Genomic DNA, 22991 nt, shown 5'->3' on the forward strand with positions numbered 1-22991 from the left:
TCCGCCGCCACGTGCTCCGCCTCGTCCCTCGCGTCGTCCAGTGCGTCGTTCATGTGTCCCTTGCGGTCGCTGTGAATGATCGTTACGGCAGTCCGGCGGCGAGCAGCTCCACGAAGCCGATGTCCTCGTTCGCCACCCCGAAGGCCTCGGCGCGCAGCAGCGTCCGCTCGGCCCAGGCGCGGTGCGGCTTCACCTCGTTCATCTTGTTGGTGTACGCCGACCTGAGGACACCCCCGCCGCCGCGTTCCGGCCGGAGGATGTCCTGGGCGTCGCTGAACTCCTCCCGCGTGACCACGGACAGTGCGTGGACCGGCAGCACGTGGGAGGGGTGGATGCAGGTCTTGCCGAGCAGGCCGTTGGCGTGGTCGAGGGAGATCTCGCGCAGCAGGCCGTCCATGGCGTGTGCGATCAGCCTCTCGCGCAGCTCGGCGGCCTGCACCTGGAGGAACGGGCTCTGCCGCAGCTGCGGCTTGAACATGCGCTCCTGCACCCGGAAGTACTCCCACACGGGCCCGGTGACGGTGAAGCCGGTGCCGTCGGCCCGGCCGAGCATGTTCACCACGTCGGCGATCACGGACGCCACGACCTGGATGTCGTAGGCGGTCATGTCGGGCGACCGGCGCAGCCCGTAGGAGGAGCAGAAGTCGGTCACGCCCAGGCGCAGGGCGAGGACCCGGTCGCGGTACTTGTCGACCGCGCGGAAGATGCCCTCCAGGGTCTCCACCCGGGACTCCCGGTACAGCAGCTCGGGCGATTCCAGGACGGGCATGGCGAACAGCCGGCGCCCGCTCGCCGCCTCCGCCTCGGAGAGCGCCTCCAGGAAGGGCACGCCGCGTTCCTCGGTGAACTTGGGCAGTACGAATCCGGACAGCAGCCCCACGGCGGGGCCGAGGCGGTGGACGAGGTCGGGGATCTGCTCGGGGGCGCGGACCCGGACGAACAGCAGGGGCACGTCCGTCCCGGGGCGCGCGGCGAGGTCGGTGAGCTGACGCACCACGTTCTCCTCGCCGGCCGGCACGTCGGCGTCACCGATGGAGTCCTCCAGGCACAGCACCATCGACACCACGCCGCGTCCGCCCTGCTTGACGACGTCGTCGGCGAGGTGCGGGCGGGTGGCCGGGCTGTACAGCGTGGCGCCCAGCGCGGCGGACAGCAACCGGGGCGGGGAGTCCGCGGTGAAGACGCGGGGCTCTTTGTGGAAGAGACGCTTCCGCACCTCAGGCGCAACATGCCCGAAATGACGCATATGAACTCCCCCGTGGTGTGTGGGCGACCTGTGAACCGTCCAAAGGTGGCCGGTAATAGTACGTAGGGACCCGTGTCCGGGGTTCCCACCGGGCATGAATTTCAGGTAACCCACCCGTGGAACCGGCAACCGCCGAGGCCGCCCCGCGTTGTCGTGACCAGGACCGAGAGGGCAGGATGACGGGCATGACGCACGCGATGCTGAAGGGGTCCAACGTCCCGCTGGAAGCCACCACGGTACGCGCCGTACTGCGCTGGGCGCCCCGGCAGGGGGTGCCCGAGGTCGACGCCTCCGCGCTGCTGCTGGGCCCGGACGACCGCGTGCGCTCCGACGACGACTTCGTCTTCTACAACCAGCCGCGCCACCCCTCCGGGAAGGTCTGGCGGCTCGGCAAGAAGCGCGGCGTCGACGGCCTGACCGACACGATCCAGACGGATCTCTCCGGCGTCGAGCCGTCGGTCGGCCGCATCCTGCTGGTCGCCTCCGCGGACGGCGTCGCCTTCGACCAGGTGCCCGACCTGCGCATCCTGCTCTACGACGCGGCGGCCCCCGACGGCGAGCCGCTGGCGTACTTCGACATCCGGCCGGAGACGGGCGAGGAGACCGCCCTGATCTGCGGGGAGCTGTACCGGCGCGGGGAGGGCTGGAAGTTCCGCGCGCTGGGGGAGGGCTACTCGGACGGCCTTCAGGGCCTGGCGACCGACTTCGGGATCTCGGTGGACGAGTCGGAGGCGGAGGAGGGCGGACAGCCGGCGCCGGCGCCCGCGGCCCCCGTGGCGCCCGAGGCGCCGACGGTGAGCCCGGCCGTGCCGCTGCCGCCGGAGCAGCCTCCGGCGGCAGGCGTGCCGTCCCAGCCGGCGTACGGGTATCCGCAGCAGCCTTCCGCGCAGCCCGCCTACGGCTATCCGCAGCCGGCCGGCGGGCCCGCCTACGGCTATCCGCCGGCCGCCGCCGTGATCCCGGACCCGGAGTTCCGGATGCCGCCGCAGGGTCCGCAGTTCATCGGGCGGTAGGCGCCCCGCGCCGTCGGGCCGCGGCCCCTACCGCTCGGCCTTGGCCTTGTACCCCCTGCCCCACTGGAGGCCCCACCCGTACAGCCGGTCCAGCTCCCCCTGGAAGCCGTAGACGAACTTCACCTCGCGGCGGACGAGGATCTCGCCCTTGACGTTCTCGATCATCACCACGGCGCACGAGCGGGCCTGCGGATGGCGCTCGTCCAGGCTGATCTCGATGCGCGGGCCGTTGCTGGGGTACAGCGTGACGATGGCCTGGGTGCGGTCGAAGGCGGGCGTCTGGTCGTAGATGTACGCGAAGACCAGGAGCCGCTTGATGGCGTCCCGGTTGTCGAGGTTGACGTACATCGTCTCGCCGGAACCGGAGCCGAACCGGTCGTCGCCGCTGAGCTTGACGTACGGCGGGGCGTTGACGTCGCCGAGGAAGCCGCCGAGCGGCTGCACGACGCCCTTGGTGCCGTCCTGGAGCTCGTACAGGCAGCCGAGGTCGAGGTCGACGTTGACCATGCTCTGGCTGTGGCCCATGACCTCCGGGGGTTTCAGGGCCTTGAGGGGGTGCCGCAGCAGGCTCTCCCGCTGCGGGCCCGAGAGGTCGGAGGTGCGCATCCGCCAGGACAGGTTGATGCGCAGATGGCCGGTGGCCGCGCCCTGTTTGGTCAGGGAGACCTGTCCGTGCCGTTTGGTCAGCTCGATGGCGTTGGTCGCCGCGTTGCCCGAGTCGAAGTCGGTCGCTCGGCCGCGCCACAGTCCGTCCAGGAAACCCATTCCCGCCCCCACGTCCGTCCGTATCCGTGCGTCGAAAAACGGGGCGGCCGTCGAGGAGTCGTCCTCGACGGCCGCCCCGCAAGAGCGTTCCTCACGGCGGGCGGGTTCACACCGGCGATGCGGGCGCACCGGGGGCGAACCGGCCCGGGCCGGGAGGGTGTTTCACACCCCGGAGGAGACCTCCGTCTTGGGAGGCGAGCCCTCGACCGCGGCGATCGCGCGGTTGCGGCGGACGGAGGACCAGAAGGAGGCACCGATCAGGACGACACCGACGAGGCCGGTGACGATCTCGTTGATCTCGTACTGGATGGTGATCAGCAGGATCATGGCGAGCGCGCCGATCGCGTAGTGCGCGCCGTGCTCCAGGTAGACGTACTCGTCGAGGGTGCCCTGGCGGACCAGGTAGACCGTGAGCGAACGGACGTACATGGCGCCGATGCCGAGGCCGAGGGCCATCAGGACGATGTCGTTGGTGATGGCGAAGGCGCCGATCACCCCGTCGAAGGAGAACGACGCGTCCAGGACCTCGAGGTAGAGGAACATGAAGAACGCGGCCTTGCCGGCGAGCAGAACCGCCGACTTGGGCTTGCCCTCGCGTGCGGCCTGCTCCTCGGCCTCGTGCTCGCGCTCCTCCTCCTCTTCCAGCTTCTCCTCGAAGAAGCCGGACAGACCGCCGACGATCATGTACGTGATCAGACCGGCGACACCGGAGAGCAGCACCGTCTCCGCCTTGTCGGCGTGCGTGCCTCCGTGCTGGTGGGCATGGGCGCCGAAGGTCATCGCAGAGATCAGCAGCACGATCAGGGCGATGCAGGGCGAGAGCATGTCGACCTTGCCGAGCTTGCCCAGCGGCCGCTCCAGCCACCCCAGCCACTTGATGTCCCGGTCCTCGAAGATGAAGTCCAGGAAGATCATCAGCAGGAACATGCCACCGAAGGCCGCGATCGACGGGTGCGCGTCGGTCACCAGTTCCTGGTAGCGGTCCTTGTCGGTGAGCGCGAGGTCGACGGCCTCGATCGGCCCGAGCTGGGCGCTGACGGCGACGATGACGACCGGGAAGACCAGCCGCATACCGAAGACGGCGATCAGAATGCCGATGGTGAGGAAGATCTTCTGCCAGAAGGCATTCATCTTCTTCAGGATGCCGGCGTTGACCACCGCGTTGTCGAAGGACAGCGAGATCTCGAGGACGGAGAGGATCGCCACGATGCCGAAGGCGGTCCACCCCCCGAAGAGAAACGCCGCGACCAGGCCGAGCGCGGTGACCGCGAACGACCAGCCGAAGGTTTTCAGAACCACTGGCTACCCAATCCTTGATGAGGGTCCCGCCCCAAGCGCGGCTTGAGGCAGGCCTCCCCCGTCGCCGTACTCGGCTTTACGAAACATTGACTCCGAAGTCTAGAGCGATGCCGCGCAGCCCCGACGCGTACCCCTGTCCCACTGCACGGAATTTCCACTCGCCCTGGTAGCGGTAGACCTCGCCGAAGATCATCGCGGTCTCCGTGGAAGCGTCCTCGCTGAGGTCGTACCGGGCCAGTTCCTGGCCGTCGGCCTGGTTGACGACGCGGATGAAGGCGTTGCTGACCTGGCCGAAGGTCTGCCCGCGTTCGTCGGCCATGTGGATGGAGACCGGGAAGACGATCTTGTCGCACCGGACGGGGACCTTGGAGAGGTCGATCAGCAGCGACTCGTCGTCGCCGTCCCCCTCACCGGTGAGGTTGTCGCCGGTGTGCTGCACCGATCCGTCGGGGCTGGAGAGCTGGTTGTAGAAGACGAACCACTCGTCCCCCATCACCCGCCCGTCGCTGCACACCAGCGCGCTGGCGTCGAGGTCGAAGGGCGCTCCGGTGGTGGAGCGCGCGTCCCAGCCGAGCCCGATCATCACCTGAGTGAGGTTCGGTGCGGCCTTGGACAGGGAGACATTGCCCCCCTTGGCAAGCGTGACGCCCATCTTGCTGATCCCTCCCCGGGTGGTCCTGCCTGGTGGTTCTGCACGTCCGGCGCCGCACGCGAACCGTGCGGCGCCGGACGGACGAGGTGCTCGCTCAGACGTTCACGCCGAAGTCCTGCGCGATGCCGCGCAGGCCGGAGGCGTACCCCTGGCCGATGGCCCGGAACTTCCACTCCGCGCCGTGCCGGTACAGCTCGCCGAAGACCATCGCGGTCTCCGTGGAGGCGTCCTCGCTGAGGTCGTAGCGGGCGATCTCCGCGCCGCCGGCCTGGTTCACCACGCGGATGAAGGCGTTGCGGACCTGGCCGAAGGACTGCTGGCGGTTCTCGGCGTCGTAGATCGAGACCGGGAAGACGATCTTCTCGACGTCGGCCGGGACGTTCGCCAGGTCGACCTTGATCTGCTCGTCGTCGCCCTCGCCCTCACCGGTGAGGTTGTCGCCGGTGTGCTCGACGGAGCCGTCGGGGCTCTTGAGGTTGTTGAAGAAGATGAAGTGCTGGTCGCTGGCGACCTTGCCCGCGTTGTTCAGCAGCAGCGCGCTGGCGTCGAGGTCGAAGTCGGTGCCGGTCGTGGTGCGGACGTCCCACCCCAGACCGACGATGACCGCGGTCAGGCCGGGGGCCTCCTTGGTCAGCGATACGTTGCCGCCCTTGCTGAGGCTGACTCCCACGAGTCCTCCATTGGTGTCCAGGGGCGCCCTCGCCCCGTCGTGCGTCGGATGTCGTGCGGTGAAGTGCGGTGGATACCGGATCAACGATTCGATCCTAGTGACGGGTTCCCGCCGCTCGCAGGCCCTGCGGCCGAGAAATCACCGGTGTCGGGTCACAGCGTGTCGAGCGCCTTCACGTACGCGCCGAGGTCGCGGGCGTCCGGCAGACCGTTGACGACGGTCCAGCGCACGACGCCCTCCTTGTCGACGATGAAGGTCCCGCGCACCGCGCACCCCTTGTCCTCGTCGAAGACGCCGTAGGCGCGCGAGACGTTGCCGTGCGGCCAGAAGTCGGAGAGCAGCGGGTACTCCAGGCCCTCCTGCTCGGCGAAGACCCGCAGGGTGTGGATGGAGTCGTTGGAGACGGCGAGCACCTGGGTGTCGCGGTCGGAGAACTGCGGCAGGTTGTCGCGGACCTCGCACAGCTCGCCGGTGCACACGCCGGTGAAGGCGAACGGGTAGAACAGCAGCACCACGTTCTTGCGGCCGCGGAAGTCGGACAGCCGCACGGTGGCGCCGTGGTTGTCCTTGAGCTCGAAGTCGGGGGCCTTGTCGCCGACCTGGATCGCCATCGTCGTGTTCGTCCCTTCGGAGGGGTTGTTCGCTGGGAACACCCTACGCAGGGGGTACGACGGCAGGGCGGACGGGCCGACGACCGGCGTCGGCCCGTCCGCCCTCGTGTCACGGGGACGGAGCCGGGACTACCGCTTGGACTTGGCGGCCTTCGGCGTCGCCAGCCGGCTGCCGCTCCAGTCCTTGCCGACGCTGACGCTCTTGGAGGCGGTCAGCCCCGCCGTCGTCGCGGCTTCCGAGATGTCGCTGGGCTCGACGTATCCGGAACGTCCGGTCTTCGGCGTGAGGAGAAGAATCGCGCCGCCCTCTTCGATGTACGTGGTGGCATCCACCAGCGCATCCGTCAGGTCGCCGTCGTCGTCACGGAACCACAGCACAACGGCGTCGGCCACGTCGTCGTAGTCCTCGTCCACCAGGTCGCTCTCGACGGCGGTCTCGATGGCCTTGCGGAGCTCCTGGTCCACGTCGTCGTCGTAGCCGATCTCCTGGACCACCTGCCCGGGCTGGAACCCCAGCCTGGCGGCAGGGTTCGTCCGCTCCTCCGCGTGGTCCGCGGTCGCGCTCACGGGTTGCCTCCTGATCATGTCTTGGTGAATAACTCAGCCACGCGCGTGCGCGAAGCATTGGCCGTAGTCCACACGGGCGGGGCGGATCGCGCAAGTACCCGGCGGCTGGGACCGCCGAAACGGTGACGATCCCGGCCGTGTCGCCGCAACTCCCGCCATGCCATCCCGGCCGAAGGTGACGTACACCACACCCTTCTGCCCCGTTTGCGTATTTGGGAACCATCCATGGGTACGAGTCTCGAATGAACTTGCCCCGGATCCCCGCGGGAGAACCGGTTACCTCACGGTAGAGATGACGTTTCCCCTCGCTGGGTACACGATGGGGTCCGGCGCAGGCTCCCGGCGCACACCCGGGCAGGCCCGGACAACCGGGAGAAACCGGTAATCGGCCCTCTGACAGCGAAGGAACAGCGTGGCTTCCGCATCCGATCGCAACCCGATCATCATTGGCGGCCTTCCGAGTCAGGTTCCTGACTTCGACCCCGAGGAAACGCAGGAGTGGCTCGACTCCCTCGACGCCGCCGTGGACGAGCGCGGCCGGGAGCGGGCCCGCTATCTGATGCTGCGGCTGATCGAGCGGGCCCGCGAGAAGCGCGTGGCCGTGCCCGAGATGCGCAGCACGGACTACGTCAACACCATCCCGACCAAGAGCGAGCCGTTCTTCCCCGGCAACGAGGAGATCGAGCGGAAGATCCTCAACGCCACCCGCTGGAACGCGGCCGTGATGGTCTCGCGCGCCCAGCGCCCCGGCATCGGCGTCGGCGGCCACATCGCCACCTTCGCCTCCTCGGCCTCCCTCTACGACGTCGGCTTCAACCACTTCTTCCGGGGCAAGGACGAGGGCGACGGCGGTGACCAGGTCTTCTTCCAGGGCCACGCCTCACCGGGCATCTACGCGCGCGCGTACCTGCTGGACCGCCTGACCGAGGAGCACCTGGACGGCTTCCGCCAGGAGAAGTCCAAGGCGCCGCACATGCTGTCGTCGTACCCGCATCCGCGCTCGATGCCGGACTTCTGGGAGTTCCCGACCGTCTCGATGGGCCTCGGCCCCATCGGCGCGATCTACCAGGCGCGGATGAACCGCTACATGCACGCGCGCGGGATCGCCGACACCTCGAAGTCGCACGTGTGGGCGTTCCTCGGGGACGGCGAGATGGACGAGCCGGAGTCGCTCGGCCAGCTCAGCATCGCCGCGCGCGAGGGCCTGGACAACCTGACCTTCGTCGTCAACTGCAACCTCCAGCGGCTCGACGGCCCGGTGCGCGGCAACGGCAAGATCATCCAGGAGCTGGAGTCGGTCTTCCGGGGCGCCGGCTGGAACGTGATCAAGCTGGTGTGGGACCGCACCTGGGACCCGCTGCTCGCGCAGGACCGCGACGGCGTGCTGGTCAACCGCATGAACACCACCCCGGACGGCCAGTTCCAGACGTACGCCACCGAGTCCGGGGCCTACATCCGCGACCACTTCTTCGGCGACGACCACCGGCTGCGCGCAATGGTCGAGAACATGACCGACGACCAGATCCTGCACCTGGGACGCGGCGGTCACGACCACCGGAAGATCTACGCGGCGTACAAGGCGGCCCTGGAGCACAAGGGGCAGCCGACGGTCATCCTCGCCAAGACGATCAAGGGCTGGACGCTGGGCCCGAACTTCGAGGGCCGCAACGCCACGCACCAGATGAAGAAGCTGACGGTCGACGATCTCAAGCGCTTCCGCGACCGCCTGCACCTGCCGATCCCCGACAAGGACCTGGAGTCCGGCGCCCCGCCCTACTACCACCCCGGCCGGGACACCGAGGAGATCCAGTACATGCACGACCGCCGGCGCTCGCTCGGCGGCTACGTCCCGACCCGCGTCGTGCGCTCCGAGCCGCTCCCGCTGCCCGGTGACGCGACGTACGCGACGGTGAAGAAGGGCTCGGGTCAGCAGTCCATCGCGACGACCATGGCCTTCGTCCGTCTCCTGAAGGACCTCATGCGGGACAAGGAGATCGGCAGGCGCTTCGTGCTGATCGCGCCGGACGAGTACCGCACGTTCGGCATGGACTCGTTCTTCCCGAGCGCGAAGATCTACAACCCGCTCGGCCAGCAGTACGAGTCCGTCGACCGCGACCTGCTCCTCGCCTACAAGGAGGCCCCGAACGGCCAGATGCTGCACGACGGGATCTCGGAGGCCGGCTGCACGGCGTCGCTGATCGCGGCGGGCTCGGCGTACGCGACGCACGGCGAGCCGCTGATCCCGGTGTACGTCTTCTACTCGATGTTCGGCTTCCAGCGCACCGGCGACCAGTTCTGGCAGATGGCCGACCAGCTGGCCCGCGGCTTCGTGCTGGGCGCCACCGCCGGCCGCACGACCCTGACCGGAGAGGGCCTCCAGCACGCGGACGGCCACTCGCAGCTGCTGGCCTCGACGAACCCGGCCTGCGTGGCGTACGACCCGGCCTTCGGCTACGAGATCGCGCACATCGTGAAGGACGGCCTGCGCCGCATGTACGGCGGCTCCGAGGAGCACCCGCACGGCGAGGACGTCTTCTACTACCTCACCGTCTACAACGAGCCGATCCAGCACCCGGCCGAGCCGGAGAACGTGGACGTCGAGGGCATCCTCAAGGGCGTCTACCGCTTCAGCGAGGGCACGGGCGGCTCGATCCCGGCGCAGATCATGGCGTCGGGCGTCGCGGTGCCCTGGGCGGTCGAGGCGCAGAGGATCCTCGCCGAGGAATGGGACGTGAAGGCCGACGTGTGGTCGGCGACCTCGTGGAACGAGCTGCGCCGCGAGGCGGTGGCGTGCGAGGAGCACAACCTGCTGCACCCGGAGGAGGAGCAGCAGGTGCCGTACGTGACCAGGAAGCTGGCCGGGGCCCAGGGCCCGTTCGTCGCGGTGTCCGACTGGATGCGCTCGGTCCCGGACCAGATCGCGCGCTGGGTGCCGGGCACGTACCAGTCCCTGGGCGCGGACGGCTTCGGCTTCGCGGACACCCGGGGCGCGGCCCGGCGGTTCTTCCACATCGACGCGCAGTCCATCGTCGTCGGGGTCCTCACCGAGCTGGCACGTGAGGGCAAGGTCGACCGGTCGGTGCTCAAGCAGGCCGTCGACCGCTACCGGCTGCTCGACGTGACGGCGGCGGACCCGGGCGTGGCGGGCGGCGACGCGTAGCACGCCGTACGGCTACGAGGGCGGTGGGGCCGCGGCTCCGCCGCCCTCGTCCGTTTCCCTACGATGCGGGCATGAACGTGGGCACCGAGGAACCGACGGCACGGGAGCGCTGGGAGCGCCGCACGCAACGGCCGCTCCTGTGGCTGGCGGTCCTGTTCGCCGTCGCCTACGCCGTACCCATCGTGTACAGCTCGGCCGGCGAGTCGCTGATCTTCGCCTGCATGGCGACCGAGTGGGTGGTGTGGGCCGCGTTCGCGGTGGACTACGTGGTGCGGCTCTGGCTGGCCGAGCGGCGCTGGAGGTTCGTGCGGACCCACTGGCTGGACCTGTGCGCGGTGGCACTGCCGCTGCTCCAGCCGCTCAGGCTGCTGCGGCTGGTGTCGACGCTGCTGCTGGTGGGGCGGCGGGCCCGGATGGCCTCGCAGGTCCGGCTGACGACGTACGTCGTCGGGTCGGTGACGGGGCTGATGATGTTCGGCTCCCTGGCGGTGCTGTCGGTGGAGCGGGACGCGCCGGGCGGGAACATCAGGACGCTGGGTGACGCGGTGTGGTGGTCGTTCACGACGATGACGACCGTGGGGTACGGGGACCTGGCGCCGACGACCGGGCTGGGGCGGCTGCTGGCGGTCGGGCTGATGCTGTCCGGGATCGCGCTGCTGGGTGTCGTCACGGCGAACATCGCGGCGTGGTTCATCTCGCGGTTCGAGAAGGAGGACGTGGAGGGACGCCGGCAGACGGAGGCGATCCGGGAGCTGACGGAGGAGGTGCGGGCCCTGCGGGCGGAGGTGACGACGCTCCGGGAGCGACGAGCGGCCGAGTGATCCGGCGCCGGGGCCGGGGTGGGGGCCGGTGTGGTGGGGGGCGTTCGCGCGGCCCGGCGGAGCGCCGGTGCAGGCCGCGGCGCCGCGGGCATCCCCCACGGCGCCGCGGCCCGTCGGCCGGGCCGGGTCAGAGCAGGCCGTTGTTCAGCGGGCCCGCCCCGGTCAGCCAGGTCAGGGCCAGCAGGGTGTCGACGGCGCCCAGGACCACGGCGACCAGGGCCGGGAGATTGCGAGAGCCCGCCCAGGTGCGGCCCATGGACAGCCAGCCGCAGACGATCGCCACGGGACCCAGCAGGATCCCCAGTACGAAGAAGCCGGCGACCGCACAGACGACTCCGACGACTCCGAGCGTCGCGCGATCCGGCCCGGTCCGTGACCCCGTCCGGCCACGTGAGCGGGGGTACCTGCGCGTTCCTCGTCCGAAGCTCGCCATCATCAACTCCCCGATGGTTTCCCCGATTCGGGCTCGATGTGCGAGTACCCCCGAAAACGAGGACAAGGCTGCCTGCGCGCTGCCCCCCTCCAGCAGCGCGCCGCAGCCTCCTCCGCCCCCCATGCCCTGCGGAGGACTTGACCCACTGTGACCTGAAACGGCGTAAGAGGGGGAGGGCCGACCGGTCTTGTCACCCTGATAGGGGAACCGTCAGATGTGCCCCACGCCCGCACCGGCCTCCGCGTTCGCCCCCCGCTTGGTGAGGAACGCGACCAGCACGGCGACCGCCGCCACCCCGGCCGCGACCAGCGACGCCAGGCTCATCCCGGACAGGAACGTGTCGTGGGCGACGTCCGTGATCTTCGCGGCGACCTCCCCGGGCACGCCCTCGGGCACCGGCGCCACACCGACCTGCACCGCCTCGGAGGCCTGCGCCGACTGCTCCGGCGTCAGCGGCGGAAGCTCCGCGTCCGCCCAGTTGCCCGCAAGGTCGCTGTCGACCTTGGAGGCCATCACGGCTCCCAGCACCGCCGTACCGAGGCTGCCGCCGATCTGCATGGCCGACTGCTGGAGGCCGCCCGCCACGCCCGACAGCTCCAGCGGCGCGTTGCCGACGATGACCTCCGTGGCGCCGACCATGACCGGCGCCAGACCGAGGCCGAGCACGGCGAACCACAGCGACATCAGGCCGCTGCCCGTGCCCTTCTCCAGCGTGGACATCCCGAACATGGCGACGGCGGTCAGCACCATGCCGCCCGCCAGCGGAATCCGCGGTCCCACCTTCGTGATCATCACGCCCGCCAGCGGAGAGCCGACGATCATCATGCCGGTGAGCGGCAGCAGGTGCAGGCCGGCGTCGATCGGGCTCATCCCGTGCACGTTCTGCAAGTAGAAGGTGACGAAGAACAGGCCGCCCATGAACGCGATGGCCATCAGCACCATCAGGACGACACCCGCCGACAGCGGCACCGAGCGGAACAGCGCCATCGGGATCAGCGGCTCCTTCACCCGCTGCTCCCAGAGCGCGAACACCACGAAGCCGACCACCGACGCGCCGATGAACCCCCACGTCCTGCCGTCGCCCCAGCCCCACTCCGGCGCCTTGATCAGGGCCCAGACCAGGCAGAACATGGCGGCGGACAGCAGCGCGATGCCGGGCAGGTCGAAGGAGCGCGGCGCGTTCTCCGCGCGGTGGTCCAGCAGGATCCAGACGCCGAGGACGACGGCGAGGACACCGACCGGCACGTTGATGAAGAACACCGACTGCCAGTTGACGTGCTCGACCAGCACACCGCCGAGGATCGGGCCGCCCGCGGTGGAGGCACCGATGACCATGCCCCAGATGCCGATGGCCATGTTGAGCTTCTCGGCCGGGAAGGTGGCCCGCAGCAGGCCCAGCGCGGCCGGCATCAGCAGCGCGCCGAACAGGCCCTGGAGGACGCGGAAGGTGACGACCATCGCGATGCTGTCCGACAGGCCGATGGCGCCGGACGCCGCGGCGAAGCCGACGACGCCGATCAGGAAGGTCTGCCGGTGCCCGAAGCGGTCACCGAGCTTGCCCGCGGTGATCAGCGAGACCGCCAGGGCGAGGAAGTAGGCGTTGGTGATCCACTGGAGATCGGAGATGTTCGCGCCCAGGTCCTTGCCGATGGCCGGGTTGGCGATGGCCACGATGGTGCCGTCGAGGGCCACCATCATGACCCCGACCGCGACGGTTATGAGCGTGAACCAAGGGTGCCCGCGCAGCCCCTTGGCCGGTGCCGCGTCCGACGGGGTGGGCGCCTTGTCCCCCGGTCCCGCCGGCTCGATGGTGGTCTGACTAGTCATGTGTTCGACAGTAATGACAGCCACTGACAATTGACAAACGAATTCACTAGTCGGTAACTGACACGACATTCCCCTATAGCCTGAACTGGGGAAACCACCCAAGCAACGACGAGGAGAGCCCGTTTGAGCGCCCATGTGAGCGCCCCGTCGAGCAGAACCGGCAGCGGCGGCGCGCCGGCACCCGGCACCGCCGGCGGCGGCCCCGGCCTGCGCGAGCGCAAGAAGCAGCGCACCCGGGACGCGCTGCTGCGGGCCTCCCTGGAGCTGTTCACCGAGCGCGGCTACGAGGAGACGACCGTCGACGACATCGCGGCGGCCGTGGACGTCTCGCAGCGCACCTTCTTCCGCTACTTCGCCGGCAAGGAGGAAGCGGCGTTCTTCGTCGCCCGGCTCGCCGAGGGGCGTTTCGTGGAGGCCGTGCGGGGGCGCCCGCCCGGCGAGGCGCCGTTCGAGGCGCTGTGCCGGGCGCTGACGGAGAGCTGGGACGGCATCGGCGCGGCCATCGAACAGCTGGTCCCGCTCGACCTGCACATGCGCTTCTACCGGGTGGTCGAGTCCACGCCCGCGCTGCTCGCCGCGCACCTGCGGCGCGCGACGGAGCTGGAGGAGGAGGTCGCGCGCATCGTCGCCGACCGCGAGGGGCTCGATGTCGACACGGACCCGCGCCCCCGGGTGCTGGTGGCCGTCTTCGGCGCGGTGATGAGGGTGACGGAGCGGATCTGGTCGGCGGGCGAGGACGCGGGCCTGACCGCGCTGCGTGAACTGACCGCCACGTATCTCGACCAGGTGGGACCGGCGCTGACCGGCACTTGGCGGACCACCTGATCCCCATATCACATGAACGAAACGTGATCCGCGTCACTCGGTTCACGCGAGACCCTCTCGTTCTCCTAGTGTGTCCTCCCAGTGACTTCCTTCGACACCTCCCCGCACCTGTTCGAGACGTCCCCGCAGCTGAACGTCTGGCGCGCACTGCTCGCCCTGGCCGTGGTGTTCGTGATGCTGGCCACCACCGGCTGGACGGCCCTGCGCCAGCAGCGCGCGACACCGGCCCTCGAGGCCTCCGTCGCCGCCTGGGAGGACGGCCGGATCGGCGGCAGGGCCCTGCCCGACGCGCAGGCGGCCCCGGCCCGGCTGGCCCGGTTCTTCGCCTCGCTCACCGAGGCGCAGCGGGCCCGGCTGGCCCAGCGCTACCCCCTCGCGGTCGGCAACATGAACGGCGCTCCCGTTCAGCTGCGCTACGAGGCCAACCGGGTGGCGCTGCGCAAGGCGCGCTCGGAAGAGCGAAAACGCCTGCACGACAGCCGTCTGACGCCCGCCGGGCAGCAGGAGGCGGGCCGCCGGCTGCACCGCTACGAGTCACTGCTGCGCCCGGACCGGAACATCCTGGCCTTCGACCCGGCGGGCTCGGGGCGTGTCGCGGAGGTCTTCGGGGACCTGGACCGCGCCGAGCGCGTCTCCGTCGTCGTCCCCGGCTCCGACACCGAGCTGCTCACCTTCCAGCGCACCCACCGCAGCCATGCGGCGCCGGTCGGCATGGCGAAGGCGCTGTACAAGGCGGAGCGCGAGATCAGCCCGGACACGCGGACGGCCGTGATCGCCTGGGCCGACTACACCGCGCCCAGCGGGGTCGGCATGGACGCGGCCACCGCCACGCGCGCCGCCGGCGGGGCCGTCCGGCTGAACGCGCTGGTGCGGGCGCTGCCCGGGCAGGGGCCGGTCTCGCTGTTCTGCCACAGCTACGGCTCCGTGGTGTGCGGGCTGGCCGCACAGAAGCTGCCCGCGCGGGTGGCCGACATAGCGGTGGCGGGGAGCCCCGGGATGCGCGCCGAGACGGTCTCCCAGCTGCGCACCTCGGCGCGGGTGTGGGCGATGCGGGACGCCGACGACTGGATCCAGGACGTGCCCTACCTGGAGCTGGGCGGGCTCGGCCACGGCGCCGACCCGGTCTCGGCCGCGTTCGGGGCGCGGGTGCTGTCGGCGCGGGGCGCCAAGGGGCACAGCGGCTACTTCGTGCCGGGCACGGAGAGCCTGACGAACTTCGCGGAGATCGGCGTCGGCGCATACCGCGCGGTCGACTGCGCGCACGGAAGCGAGGCCTGCCGGGCCGGTTTGTCCGGTACGGCGACGGCCGGACGCGCGTAGAGGCGGAAGAACCGCGGTCTGCGCGGGGAGGGGACGAAGAAGCTCGTGCCGCATACGATGAGCCGCATGGGTGACGTACTGGCCGGATTTCATGCCGCCTGGGAGTTCGAGTCCGACTCCGTGCTCATCCGTTACGAACGGGGGATTCGGACACCGAAGCTCTTCCAGGCGCTCGGGGAGCGCCGGGTGCCGCTGGAGGCGATCGCCGGGGTGACGCTGACACCCGGCAGGCGCGGCACCGTCGTGCTCCGCGCCGAGCTGCGGCCCGGCGCGGACCCGCTGCTGGAGGCGGCGGCGGGACAGCTGAAGGAGAGCGCCGACCCCTACCGGCTGGTGCTGCCGGCGGAACGGGACACGCTCGCCGAGTACTACGCCGACGAGCTGCGCGCCCGGCTCACCGCGCAGGGACCGGCCGACGCGTTCATGGTGGCGGCGCCCGAGGCACCGCTGCACTTCAAGGCGTACGACGGCAAGGCGTCCTTCGACGGGACGTCGGTGTCGTTCCGGTGGTTCTGGACCGGCGCGTCCTCGGCGAAGTGGAAGGCCGGGGACCAGACGTTCGCGGTCGCCGACCTCAGCGGCGTGGAGTGGCGGTCCCCGGAGGTGTTCGAGGGCTATCTGCGGCTCCAGAGCCGGGACGGGGCGGGGACGGCGTCCGCGCAGGCCGACCAGGACCCGGCGTCCGTCGTGTTCGGGCTCGGGTACGGGGCGGTGCACGAGTCGCTGCCGTTCGCGGCGGCGGTGCTGGCGGCCGTCCGCACGGCGGGCCCCGTCGCGGTGCCGGCCACCGCGGGGCCCCGCCGCGACCCGGCGGACATCGCCGAACGCATCCGCCACCTCGGCGAACTGCACCAGGCGGGCCTGGTGACCGACGAGGAGTTCTCCTCGAAGAAGGCGGAACTGCTGGCGGAGCTGTAGCGCCTACTCCCGCCCCTTCGACGTGAACGTCATGTCCGCGTACCGGTCCCCCGCCACCTTCTCCGCGATCGGGTCCAGCAGGGAGAGCTGGTCGTCGGTCAGGACGATGCGGGTCGCAGCCGTGTTCTCCTCCACCCGGCCGGGCTTGCGGGTGCCCGGGATGGGGACGACGGGCAGGCCGTGCACCCGCGCCCGCTGCTGCGCCCAGGCCAGGGCGATCTGACCGGGGGTGGCGCCGTGTGCCGCGGCGACCGTGCGCACGGGTTCCAGCAGGGCCGCGTTGGCCCGCGCGTTCTCGCCCGTGAAACGGGGCTGCCGGTGGCGGAAGTCGTCGTCGGCGAGGCCGTCGGTGCCGGTGACGGAGCCGGTGAGGAAGCCCCGGCCGAGCGGGGAGTACGCCACGAGGGCGGTGCCCAGCTCCCGGGCCGCGGGGACGACCCGCGCCTCGATGTCCCGGCTGAACAGCGACCACTCCGACTGCACGGCGGCGATCGGATGCACGGCGTGCGCGGCGCGCAGCTCACCGGCCGTGACCTCGCTCAGCCCCAGGTGCTTGACCTTGCCCTCGCGCACCAGCTCGGCCATGGTGCCGACGCTCTCCTCGATCGGCACGTTCACGTCCCGCCGGTGCATGTAGTACAGGTCGATCACGTCGACGCCGAGGCGCCGCAGGCTGGCCTCGACGGCCTGCCGGATGTACGCCGGTTCGTTGCGGATCACCCGCTTCCACGGTTCGTCCGGCGGGATCGTCAGGGCGAACTTGGTGGCGACGACGACCTCGTCGCGGTGCGCCCGGAAGAACGGCGCCAGGAACCGCTCGTTGTCCCCGTCGCCGTAGGCGTCCGCCGTGTCGTAGAGCGTGACCCCCAGTTCCAGCGCCCGCTCCAGGGTCGCCCGGGACGCGTCGGCGTCCGCCGGGCCGTAGGCGAAGCTCATGCCCATGCAGCCCAGGCCCTGGACGCCCACCTCGGGGCCGTCCGTGCCCAGCCCTGCCGTCGCGATCCTGCCGTCCGTCATCGGGACCTCTCCGACGCCAGGGCGCGCCCGGCGTCCGCGTAGAAGGTGAGCTTGCGGTCGAGCACGGCAAGCGTGCCCTGGAGTTCGGTGATCCTGGCCAGCACGTCCTCCCGGGTCGCCTTCAGCAGTTCGAACCGCTCGGGGTAGGTGTGGTCGCCCTCGCGGACGAGTCCGGCGTAGCGCACCATGTCCGCGACCGGCATGCCGGTGAGCCGGAGCTTGCCGACGAGGTCGAGCCAGTCGAGGTCGCGGTTGCGGTAGCGCCGCTGCCCGGTGTGGGACCGGTCGATGTGCGGCATCAGGCCGATCCGCTCGTACCAGCGCAGGGTGTGCGCCGTGAGGCCGGTGAGGGCGGCGACCTCACTGATCGTGTACTTGTCCTCGCCGTCCGGCCGGCGGTCCCGCCGGGGCGGTCCGGCACAGCTGTCGCTCTGGGGGGCCGTGCTCTCCGTCACCGTCATGGCCTCAACGCTAGGACCTTGGAGTGCGCTCCAAGCAAGCGGATTCGCCGGGAAGCGACGGGCACGAGCGCCGGACGCCGGCCGGCGCGCCCCGCCCGCGAGCCCGACCCCTCCATGCGGCCGCCCCGGGGCGGCGCTTAGGCTCGCAGGCATGTCCTTGAAGAGCCTCGCGTCGATCGAGAACTGGCCGGTCCCCACCGCCGCCGCGGGTGTCGTACGGGCCGACGGCACGGTCCTGGGAACCCACGGCCCCGTCGGGCAGCGCTTCCCGCTGGCCTCGGTCACCAAGCCGCTCGCGGCCTACGCGGCGCTGGTCGCCTACGAGGAGGGCGCCGTCGAGCTGGACGAGCCCGCCGGGCCGGCCGGGTCGACGGTCCGGCATCTGCTCGCCCACACCTCCGGGCTCGCCTTCGACGAGCACAGGGCGACCGCCCCGCCCGGTGACCGCCGCCTGTACTCCAACGCCGGTTTCGAGCAGCTCGGCGACCACATCGCCAAGGCCACGGACATCCCGTTCGCCGAGTACCTGCGGCAGGCGGTGCTGGAGCCGCTCGGCATGACGGCCACCTCGCTCGAGGGCTCCCCGGCCAAGGACGGCGTCTCGACGGTTCAGGACCTGCTGCGGTTCGCGGCCGAGGTGCAGGCGCCGCGGCTGCTGGACCCGCGGACGGTCGCCGCCGCGATGACCGTGCAGTACCCGGGCACCAAGGGCGTCCTGCCGGGCTACGGCCACCAGAACCCCAACGACTGGGGCCTCGGCTTCGAGATCCGCGACGGCAAGTCCCCGCACTGGACGGGCTCCGCCTCCTCCCCGCGCACCTTCGGGCACTTCGGCCAGTCCGGCACGTTCCTGTGGACCGACCCCGACGCCGGCCTGTCCTGCGTCGCCCTGACCGACCGCGCCTTCGGCCCGTGGGCGATCGAGGCCTGGCCGGCGTTCACGGACGCGGTGCTGGCGGAGGCCCGCTAGCCGGCCATCTCCCACACGAGCAGCTCGGTGCCCGTCGTCCCCACCGCATCCAGCCCCCGGGCGCCGGTGATCCGTGCCGCGTCCCCGGGGCCCAGCTCGGTGCCGTCCAGCGCGGCCCGGCCGCGCACCACGTGCACGTACACGTACGCGGCGTCCGGCAGCGCCGTCCGCTCCCCCGCCGCCAGCCGGCGTACGTGGAGTATCGCGCCGGCCTCGGGGACGGCGTACGGCGTGGCGTCGGCGATGCCGTGGACGGTCTCGTAGGCGGGCTCGCCGCCGGGCTCGCGCGGAGCCAGCCACATCTGGACGAAGGTGAGCGGGGCCGCGCCGTCGTTGCGTTCGACGTGGCGGACGCCGGACGCCGCGCTGAGGCGCTGGACGTCCCCGGCGCGGACGACCGTCTCGTGGCCGGTGGTGTCCCGGTGGGTCAGCTCGCCCTCGGCCACCCACGTGACGATCTCGGTGTGGCTGTGCGGGTGCTCGTCGAAGCCGGCGCCGGGTGCGAGCCGCTCCTCGTTGCAGGCGATGAGCGCGCCGAAGCGCAGGTTGCCGGGGTCGTAGTGGGGTCCGAAGGAGAAGGCGTGCCACGACTCGATCCCGGCCGCCGGGTCGCCCCCTGGGTAGCGCTCGTCGGCGCGCCGTACGTCCATCACGAGGTCCACCGTAGACCCGGGGGAACACCGTGCCGTCCCGATAAGGCAGTCTTGTCCCCGTGCCCGAACCCGAATCCAGCAAGAACCCGCCCGCCCCGCGCGACCTCCACCCGCACTCGGCGACGCTGAAGCGGCTCGAGAAGTCGTCCGGCTCGCTCGCCGCGCAGGCGATCGCGCGGATGGACGAGACGCTGCCGTGGTACCGGGCCATGCCACCGGAGAACCGTTCCTGGATCGGGCTCGTCGCCCAGGCCGGTATCGCCGCCTTCACCGAGTGGTTCCGGCGTCCCGACGCCCCGCAGGCCATCTCCACGGACGTCTTCGGCACCGCCCCGCGCGAGCTGACCCGGGCGATCACGCTGCGGCAGACCGTGGAGATGGTGCGCACCACCATCGAGGTGATGGAGTCCGCGATCGACGAGGTCGCGGCGCCCGGCGACGAGTCGGTGCTGCGCGAGGCGCTGCTGGTGTACGCCCGGGAGATCGCCTTCGCCACCGCCCAGGTCTACGCCCAGGCCGCCGAGGCACGCGGTGCCTGGGACGCGCGTCTGGAGTCGCTGGTGGTGAACGCGGTGCTCAGCGGCGAGGCCGACGAGGGGGCCGTCTCGCGGGCCGCCGCCCTGGGGTGGAACTCGCCGGAGCACGTGTGCGTGGTGCTCGGCACGGCGCCCGACGGGGACTCCGAACTGACCGTGGAGGCCATCCGGCGGGCGGCCCGGCACGCCAAGCTCCAGGTGCTGACCGGGGTGCTCGGCGACCGGCTGGTCGTCATCGCGGGCGGCAGCGACAATCCGCTGGCCGTCGCCAAGTCGTTGATCGGGCCGTTCGCGCAGGGGCCGGTGGTGGCCGGGCCCGTCGTGCCGGATCTGCTGGCCGCGACCCGGTCGGCACAGGCCGCGGCGGCCGGGCTCAAGGCGTGTTCGGCCTGGCAGGACGCCCCGCGGCCGGTGCTGGCGGACGATCTGCTGCCGGAGCGCGCCATCGCCGGGGATCCGAGTGCGCGCGAGCAGTTGGTGGAGGAGATCTACAGACCGCTGGAGGAGGCCGGGGCCGCGCTGCTGGAGACGCTCAGCGTCTATCTGGAACAGGCCAGCAGCCTGGAGGGCGCCGCGCGGATGCTGTTCGTTCACCCCAACACCGTGCGCTACCGGCTCCGACGTGTGACTGACGTCACCGGATGGTCGCCGTCTGATGTACGGTCTGCGTTCACCCTGCGAATCGCGCTGATCCTGGGGCGTCTGGCCGATGGAGATCCGCAACTCTAGTCTTTTGTCGGGGGCCCACAAATCCCCCTCGTGTTCTTCGTCCCTGTCCCCACGGGCGGCCGTGGCCGTCCCCAAGAGAGAGTGTGAGAGTGCTCGTACTCGTCGCTCCCGGCCAGGGCGCCCAGACGCCCGGCTTCCTGACTGACTGGCTCGACTTCCCCGGTGTCCGCGGTGCCTTCGAGGCATGGTCCGAGGCCGCAGGGCTCGACCTGATCCGCTACGGCACCGAGGCGGACGCGGAGGAGATCCGCGACACGGCGGTCGCCCAGCCGCTGCTGGTCGCCGCCTCGCTGGCCTCCGCCTACCTGCTCTTCGACGACCCGGCAGAGCTGCCGCGCAAGGTCGGCGCCGTCGCCGGACACAGCGTCGGCGAACTGGCCGCCGCGGGTCTCGCCGGGGTGCTGTCCGACGAGGAGGCCGTCCGGCTGGTGCGGGCCCGGGGCCTGGCCATGGCCGAGGCCACCGCCGCCGCCGAGACCGGCATGTCGGCGCTGCTCGGCGGCGACCCCGAGGTGAGCGTCGCGCACCTGGAGAAGCTCGGCCTGACCCCGGCGAACATGAACGGCGCGGGCCAGATCGTCGCGGCCGGCACGATGGAGCAGCTCGCCGCGCTGAACGAGGACAAGCCCGAGGGCGTGCGCAAGGTCGTGCCGCTGAAGGTGGCCGGCGCCTTCCACACCCACCACATGGCGCCCGCGGTGGAGAAGCTGGCCGCCGCCGCCGGGGAGCTGACGCCCGCCGACCCGAAGGTCGCCTACGTCTCCAACAAGGACGGCCGGACCGTCGCCACCGGCGCCGAGGTGCTGGACAGGCTGGTCGGCCAGGTCGCCAACCCGGTCCGCTGGGACCTGTGCATGGAGACGTTCAAGGAGCTGGGCGTCACCGCGCTGATCGAGGTGTGCCCGGGCGGCACGCTCACCGGGCTGGCCAAGCGCGCCCTGCCGGGCGTGAAGACGCTGGCCCTGAAGTCCCCCGCCGACCTCGACGCCGCGCGCGAGCTGATCGCAGAGCACGGCTGAAGGAGCCCGAGAGCATGCCGAAGATCAAGCCCAGCAAGGGCGCCCCGTACGCGCGCATCCTCGGCGTCGGCGGCTACCGCCCGACCCGTGTGGTGCCGAACGAGGTGATCCTCGAGCGGATCGACTCCTCCGACGAGTGGATCCGCTCCCGCTCCGGCATCGAGACCCGGCACTGGGCCTCGCCGGACGAGACCGTCGCGGCGATGTCCCTGGAGGCGGCCGGCAAGGCGATCGCGGACGCCGGGATCGGCGCCGAGCAGATCGGCGCGGTGGTCGTCTCGACCGTGTCGCACTTCAGCCAGACGCCGGCCGTCGCCACCGAGATCGCCGACAAGCTGGGCACCGACAAGGCCGCCGCCTTCGACATCTCCGCGGGCTGCGCCGGCTTCGGCTACGGCCTCACCCTGGCCAAGGGCATGATCGTCGAGGGCTCGGCGGAGCACGTCCTGGTCATCGGCGTCGAGCGGCTGTCCGACCTGACCGACCTGGAGGACCGGGCCACCGCCTTCCTGTTCGGCGACGGTGCGGGCGCGGTCGTCGTCGGCCCGTCCCAGGAACCGGCGATCGGCCCGACCGTGTGGGGCTCCGAGGGCGACAAGGCCGAAACGATCAAGCAGACCGTCCCCTGGGACAAGTTCCGCATCGGGGACGTCTCCCAGCTGCCCCTCGACGGCGAGGGCAACGTGAAGTTTCCTGCGATCACGCAGGAGGGCCAGGCGGTCTTCCGCTGGGCCGTGTTCGAGATGGCGAAGGTCGCCCAGCAGGCGCTGGACGCGGCCGGAATCAGCCCGGACGACCTGGACGTCTTCATTCCGCACCAGGCCAACGTGCGGATCATCGACTCGATGGTGAAGACGCTGAAGCTGCCGGAGCACGTCACGGTCGCCCGTGACATCCGCACCACCGGCAACACCTCGGCCGCCTCGATCCCGCTCGCGATGGAGCGGCTGCTGGCGACCGGCGAGGCGAAGAGCGGCGACACCGCGCTCGTCATCGGCTTCGGGGCGGGTCTCGTCTACGCCGCGACGGTCGTTACCCTCCCCTAGGCACTCCGTGCCGGATCATGTGGTCCGGTGCGGGAGAAGCACACACCTGCCGCCGACGCGGCGGGCCGCCACACCCTCTGAATATCTACGAAGGAGCGCCACCATGGCCGCCACTCAGGAAGAGATCGTCGCCGGTCTCGCGGAGATCGTGAACGAGATCGCCGGGATCCCCACCGAGGACGTCCAGCTGGACAAGTCCTTCACCGACGACCTGGACGTCGACTCGCTGTCCATGGTCGAGGTCGTCGTCGCCGCCGAAGAGCGCTTCGACGTGAAGATCCCGGACGAGGACGTCAAGAACCTCAAGACGGTCGGCGACGCGACCGACTACATCCTCAAGCACCAGAGCTGATCGACCGATCACTCGGGCGTGGTCCGGGCCGCCCGGCCCGGACCCACTGCCCCGCCACCCGGCGGTGGCGCCGTACGAATC

The 22991-nt window shown here is 70.9% G+C and carries 23 protein-coding genes; 11 read left to right on the plus strand and 12 right to left on the minus strand.

Annotated features, from left to right (window positions below; translation table 11 throughout):
- Nucleotides 1–82: 82 nt before the first annotated feature.
- The gene (locus ACZ45Q_RS06630; RefSeq protein ID WP_468255866.1) at nucleotides 83–1246 is read right to left on the minus strand and encodes an HpcH/HpaI aldolase/citrate lyase family protein; all 1164 of its coding nucleotides are present in this window, start codon (nucleotides 1244–1246) and stop codon (nucleotides 83–85) included.
- A 185-nt stretch (nucleotides 1247–1431) separates the two neighbouring features.
- Between ACZ45Q_RS06630 and ACZ45Q_RS06635 the strand changes: the two genes are divergently transcribed.
- On the plus strand, nucleotides 1432–2259 hold the full coding sequence (locus ACZ45Q_RS06635) for a TerD family protein (RefSeq protein ID WP_468255868.1): 828 nt from the start codon (nucleotides 1432–1434) through the stop codon (nucleotides 2257–2259).
- Nucleotides 2260–2286: 27 nt separating this feature from the next.
- On the opposite strand, the gene ACZ45Q_RS06640 is transcribed toward ACZ45Q_RS06635, so the two are convergent.
- From ACZ45Q_RS06640 to ACZ45Q_RS06665, 6 genes are all read right to left on the minus strand, one after another.
- Nucleotides 2287–3024, minus strand: a complete 738-nt coding sequence (locus tag ACZ45Q_RS06640; RefSeq protein ID WP_468255870.1) for a TerD family protein — start codon at nucleotides 3022–3024, stop codon at nucleotides 2287–2289.
- Nucleotides 3025–3186: 162 nt separating this feature from the next.
- Nucleotides 3187–4323: a DUF475 domain-containing protein gene (locus tag ACZ45Q_RS06645; RefSeq protein WP_468255873.1), complete on the minus strand. Its 1137-nt coding sequence runs from the start codon at nucleotides 4321–4323 to the stop codon at nucleotides 3187–3189.
- Between the two features lie 76 nt (nucleotides 4324–4399).
- The gene (locus ACZ45Q_RS06650) at nucleotides 4400–4975 is read right to left on the minus strand and encodes a TerD family protein (RefSeq protein ID WP_332882631.1); all 576 of its coding nucleotides are present in this window, start codon (nucleotides 4973–4975) and stop codon (nucleotides 4400–4402) included.
- A 94-nt stretch (nucleotides 4976–5069) separates the two neighbouring features.
- Nucleotides 5070–5645 (minus strand): calcium homeostasis/redox stress adaptation protein, encoded by a 576-nt coding sequence (locus ACZ45Q_RS06655; protein ID WP_468255876.1) that lies wholly within the window; start codon nucleotides 5643–5645, stop codon nucleotides 5070–5072.
- A 152-nt stretch (nucleotides 5646–5797) separates the two neighbouring features.
- The gene (locus ACZ45Q_RS06660) at nucleotides 5798–6256 is read right to left on the minus strand and encodes a peroxiredoxin (protein ID WP_468255879.1); all 459 of its coding nucleotides are present in this window, start codon (nucleotides 6254–6256) and stop codon (nucleotides 5798–5800) included.
- 129 nt (nucleotides 6257–6385) lie between these two features.
- Entirely contained in the window at nucleotides 6386–6823 is a 438-nt protein-coding gene (locus tag ACZ45Q_RS06665; RefSeq protein ID WP_468255882.1) for a DUF3052 domain-containing protein, read from the minus strand.
- Nucleotides 6824–7235: 412 nt separating this feature from the next.
- On the opposite strand from ACZ45Q_RS06665, the gene aceE reads away from it, so the two are divergent.
- Complete coding sequence (gene aceE / locus ACZ45Q_RS06670; RefSeq protein ID WP_468255885.1) at nucleotides 7236–9983, plus strand: pyruvate dehydrogenase (acetyl-transferring), homodimeric type; 2748 nt, start codon at nucleotides 7236–7238, stop codon at nucleotides 9981–9983.
- A gap of 71 nt (nucleotides 9984–10054) precedes the next feature.
- Nucleotides 10055–10804 (plus strand): potassium channel family protein, encoded by a 750-nt coding sequence (locus ACZ45Q_RS06675; RefSeq protein ID WP_468255888.1) that lies wholly within the window; start codon nucleotides 10055–10057, stop codon nucleotides 10802–10804.
- A 127-nt stretch (nucleotides 10805–10931) separates the two neighbouring features.
- Here the strand turns inward: ACZ45Q_RS06675 and ACZ45Q_RS06680 are convergent, their stop codons facing one another.
- Nucleotides 10932–11240 (minus strand): small hydrophobic protein, encoded by a 309-nt coding sequence (locus tag ACZ45Q_RS06680; protein WP_468255891.1) that lies wholly within the window; start codon nucleotides 11238–11240, stop codon nucleotides 10932–10934.
- A 207-nt stretch (nucleotides 11241–11447) separates the two neighbouring features.
- A complete protein-coding gene (locus ACZ45Q_RS06685; protein WP_468255893.1) occupies nucleotides 11448–13064 on the minus strand; it encodes an MFS transporter in 1617 nt (538 codons plus the stop codon).
- Nucleotides 13065–13271: 207 nt separating this feature from the next.
- On the opposite strand from ACZ45Q_RS06685, the gene ACZ45Q_RS06690 reads away from it, so the two are divergent.
- From ACZ45Q_RS06690 to ACZ45Q_RS06700, 3 genes are all read left to right on the plus strand, one after another.
- Nucleotides 13272–13889: a TetR family transcriptional regulator gene (locus tag ACZ45Q_RS06690; RefSeq protein WP_468256469.1), complete on the plus strand. Its 618-nt coding sequence runs from the start codon at nucleotides 13272–13274 to the stop codon at nucleotides 13887–13889.
- An 81-nt stretch (nucleotides 13890–13970) separates the two neighbouring features.
- Nucleotides 13971–15209 (plus strand): alpha/beta hydrolase, encoded by a 1239-nt coding sequence (locus tag ACZ45Q_RS06695; RefSeq protein ID WP_468255896.1) that lies wholly within the window; start codon nucleotides 13971–13973, stop codon nucleotides 15207–15209.
- Nucleotides 15210–15275: 66 nt separating this feature from the next.
- Entirely contained in the window at nucleotides 15276–16127 is an 852-nt protein-coding gene (locus ACZ45Q_RS06700) for a DUF4429 domain-containing protein (protein ID WP_468255899.1), read from the plus strand.
- A 3-nt stretch (nucleotides 16128–16130) separates the two neighbouring features.
- Here ACZ45Q_RS06700 and ACZ45Q_RS06705 read toward each other — a convergent pair whose 3' ends face one another.
- Both ACZ45Q_RS06705 and ACZ45Q_RS06710 read right to left on the minus strand, forming a co-directional pair.
- Entirely contained in the window at nucleotides 16131–17144 is a 1014-nt protein-coding gene (locus ACZ45Q_RS06705; RefSeq protein ID WP_468255902.1) for an aldo/keto reductase, read from the minus strand.
- Nucleotides 17141–17605 (minus strand): MerR family transcriptional regulator, encoded by a 465-nt coding sequence (locus ACZ45Q_RS06710; RefSeq protein ID WP_468255905.1) that lies wholly within the window; start codon nucleotides 17603–17605, stop codon nucleotides 17141–17143. The genes ACZ45Q_RS06705 and ACZ45Q_RS06710 overlap by 4 nt, the downstream gene beginning before the upstream one ends.
- Before the next feature lie 151 nt (nucleotides 17606–17756).
- On the opposite strand from ACZ45Q_RS06710, the gene ACZ45Q_RS06715 reads away from it, so the two are divergent.
- On the plus strand, nucleotides 17757–18575 hold the full coding sequence (locus ACZ45Q_RS06715; RefSeq protein WP_468255908.1) for a serine hydrolase domain-containing protein: 819 nt from the start codon (nucleotides 17757–17759) through the stop codon (nucleotides 18573–18575).
- Here ACZ45Q_RS06715 and ACZ45Q_RS06720 read toward each other — a convergent pair.
- Complete coding sequence (locus ACZ45Q_RS06720; protein WP_468256471.1) at nucleotides 18572–19225, minus strand: pirin family protein; 654 nt, start codon at nucleotides 19223–19225, stop codon at nucleotides 18572–18574. The genes ACZ45Q_RS06715 and ACZ45Q_RS06720 overlap by 4 nt on opposite strands.
- A gap of 62 nt (nucleotides 19226–19287) precedes the next feature.
- Here ACZ45Q_RS06720 and fasR point away from each other — a divergent pair, with 62 nt between their 5' ends.
- From fasR to ACZ45Q_RS06740, 4 genes are all read left to right on the plus strand, one after another.
- Complete coding sequence (gene fasR, locus ACZ45Q_RS06725; protein ID WP_468255911.1) at nucleotides 19288–20493, plus strand: fatty acid biosynthesis transcriptional regulator FasR; 1206 nt, start codon at nucleotides 19288–19290, stop codon at nucleotides 20491–20493.
- An 89-nt stretch (nucleotides 20494–20582) separates the two neighbouring features.
- Nucleotides 20583–21512, plus strand: coding sequence for an ACP S-malonyltransferase (locus ACZ45Q_RS06730; RefSeq protein WP_468255914.1), 930 nt, complete (start codon nucleotides 20583–20585; stop codon nucleotides 21510–21512).
- 14 nt (nucleotides 21513–21526) lie between these two features.
- On the plus strand, nucleotides 21527–22558 hold the full coding sequence (locus ACZ45Q_RS06735) for a beta-ketoacyl-ACP synthase 3 (RefSeq protein ID WP_468255916.1): 1032 nt from the start codon (nucleotides 21527–21529) through the stop codon (nucleotides 22556–22558).
- A 103-nt stretch (nucleotides 22559–22661) separates the two neighbouring features.
- A complete protein-coding gene (locus tag ACZ45Q_RS06740) occupies nucleotides 22662–22910 on the plus strand; it encodes an acyl carrier protein (RefSeq protein ID WP_468255918.1) in 249 nt (82 codons plus the stop codon).
- Nucleotides 22911–22991 lie beyond the last annotated feature (81 nt).

It is taken from the genome of Streptomyces sp. NPDC031049 (assembly GCF_055571015.1).

Coding starts and splice junctions, on each gene's coding strand:
- ACZ45Q_RS06675 (WP_468255888.1), top strand. CDS start 10,055: ATGAACGTGGGCACCGAGGAACCGACGGCACGGGAGCGCTGGGAGCGC.
- ACZ45Q_RS06700 (WP_468255899.1), top strand. CDS start 15,276: ATGGGTGACGTACTGGCCGGATTTCATGCCGCCTGGGAGTTCGAGTCC.
- ACZ45Q_RS06660 (WP_468255879.1), bottom strand. CDS start 6,256: ATGGCGATCCAGGTCGGCGACAAGGCCCCCGACTTCGAGCTCAAGGAC.
- ACZ45Q_RS06740 (WP_468255918.1), top strand. CDS start 22,662: ATGGCCGCCACTCAGGAAGAGATCGTCGCCGGTCTCGCGGAGATCGTG.
- ACZ45Q_RS06635 (WP_468255868.1), top strand. CDS start 1,432: ATGACGCACGCGATGCTGAAGGGGTCCAACGTCCCGCTGGAAGCCACC.
- ACZ45Q_RS06705 (WP_468255902.1), bottom strand. CDS start 17,144: ATGACGGACGGCAGGATCGCGACGGCAGGGCTGGGCACGGACGGCCCC.
- ACZ45Q_RS06680 (WP_468255891.1), bottom strand. CDS start 11,240: ATGATGGCGAGCTTCGGACGAGGAACGCGCAGGTACCCCCGCTCACGT.
- ACZ45Q_RS06630 (WP_468255866.1), bottom strand. CDS start 1,246: ATGCGTCATTTCGGGCATGTTGCGCCTGAGGTGCGGAAGCGTCTCTTC.
- ACZ45Q_RS06715 (WP_468255908.1), top strand. CDS start 17,757: ATGTCCTTGAAGAGCCTCGCGTCGATCGAGAACTGGCCGGTCCCCACC.
- ACZ45Q_RS06640 (WP_468255870.1), bottom strand. CDS start 3,024: ATGGGTTTCCTGGACGGACTGTGGCGCGGCCGAGCGACCGACTTCGAC.
- ACZ45Q_RS06735 (WP_468255916.1), top strand. CDS start 21,527: ATGCCGAAGATCAAGCCCAGCAAGGGCGCCCCGTACGCGCGCATCCTC.
- ACZ45Q_RS06650 (WP_332882631.1), bottom strand. CDS start 4,975: ATGGGCGTCACGCTTGCCAAGGGGGGCAATGTCTCCCTGTCCAAGGCC.
- ACZ45Q_RS06685 (WP_468255893.1), bottom strand. CDS start 13,064: ATGACTAGTCAGACCACCATCGAGCCGGCGGGACCGGGGGACAAGGCG.
- ACZ45Q_RS06710 (WP_468255905.1), bottom strand. CDS start 17,605: ATGACGGTGACGGAGAGCACGGCCCCCCAGAGCGACAGCTGTGCCGGA.
- ACZ45Q_RS06720 (WP_468256471.1), bottom strand. CDS start 19,225: ATGGACGTACGGCGCGCCGACGAGCGCTACCCAGGGGGCGACCCGGCG.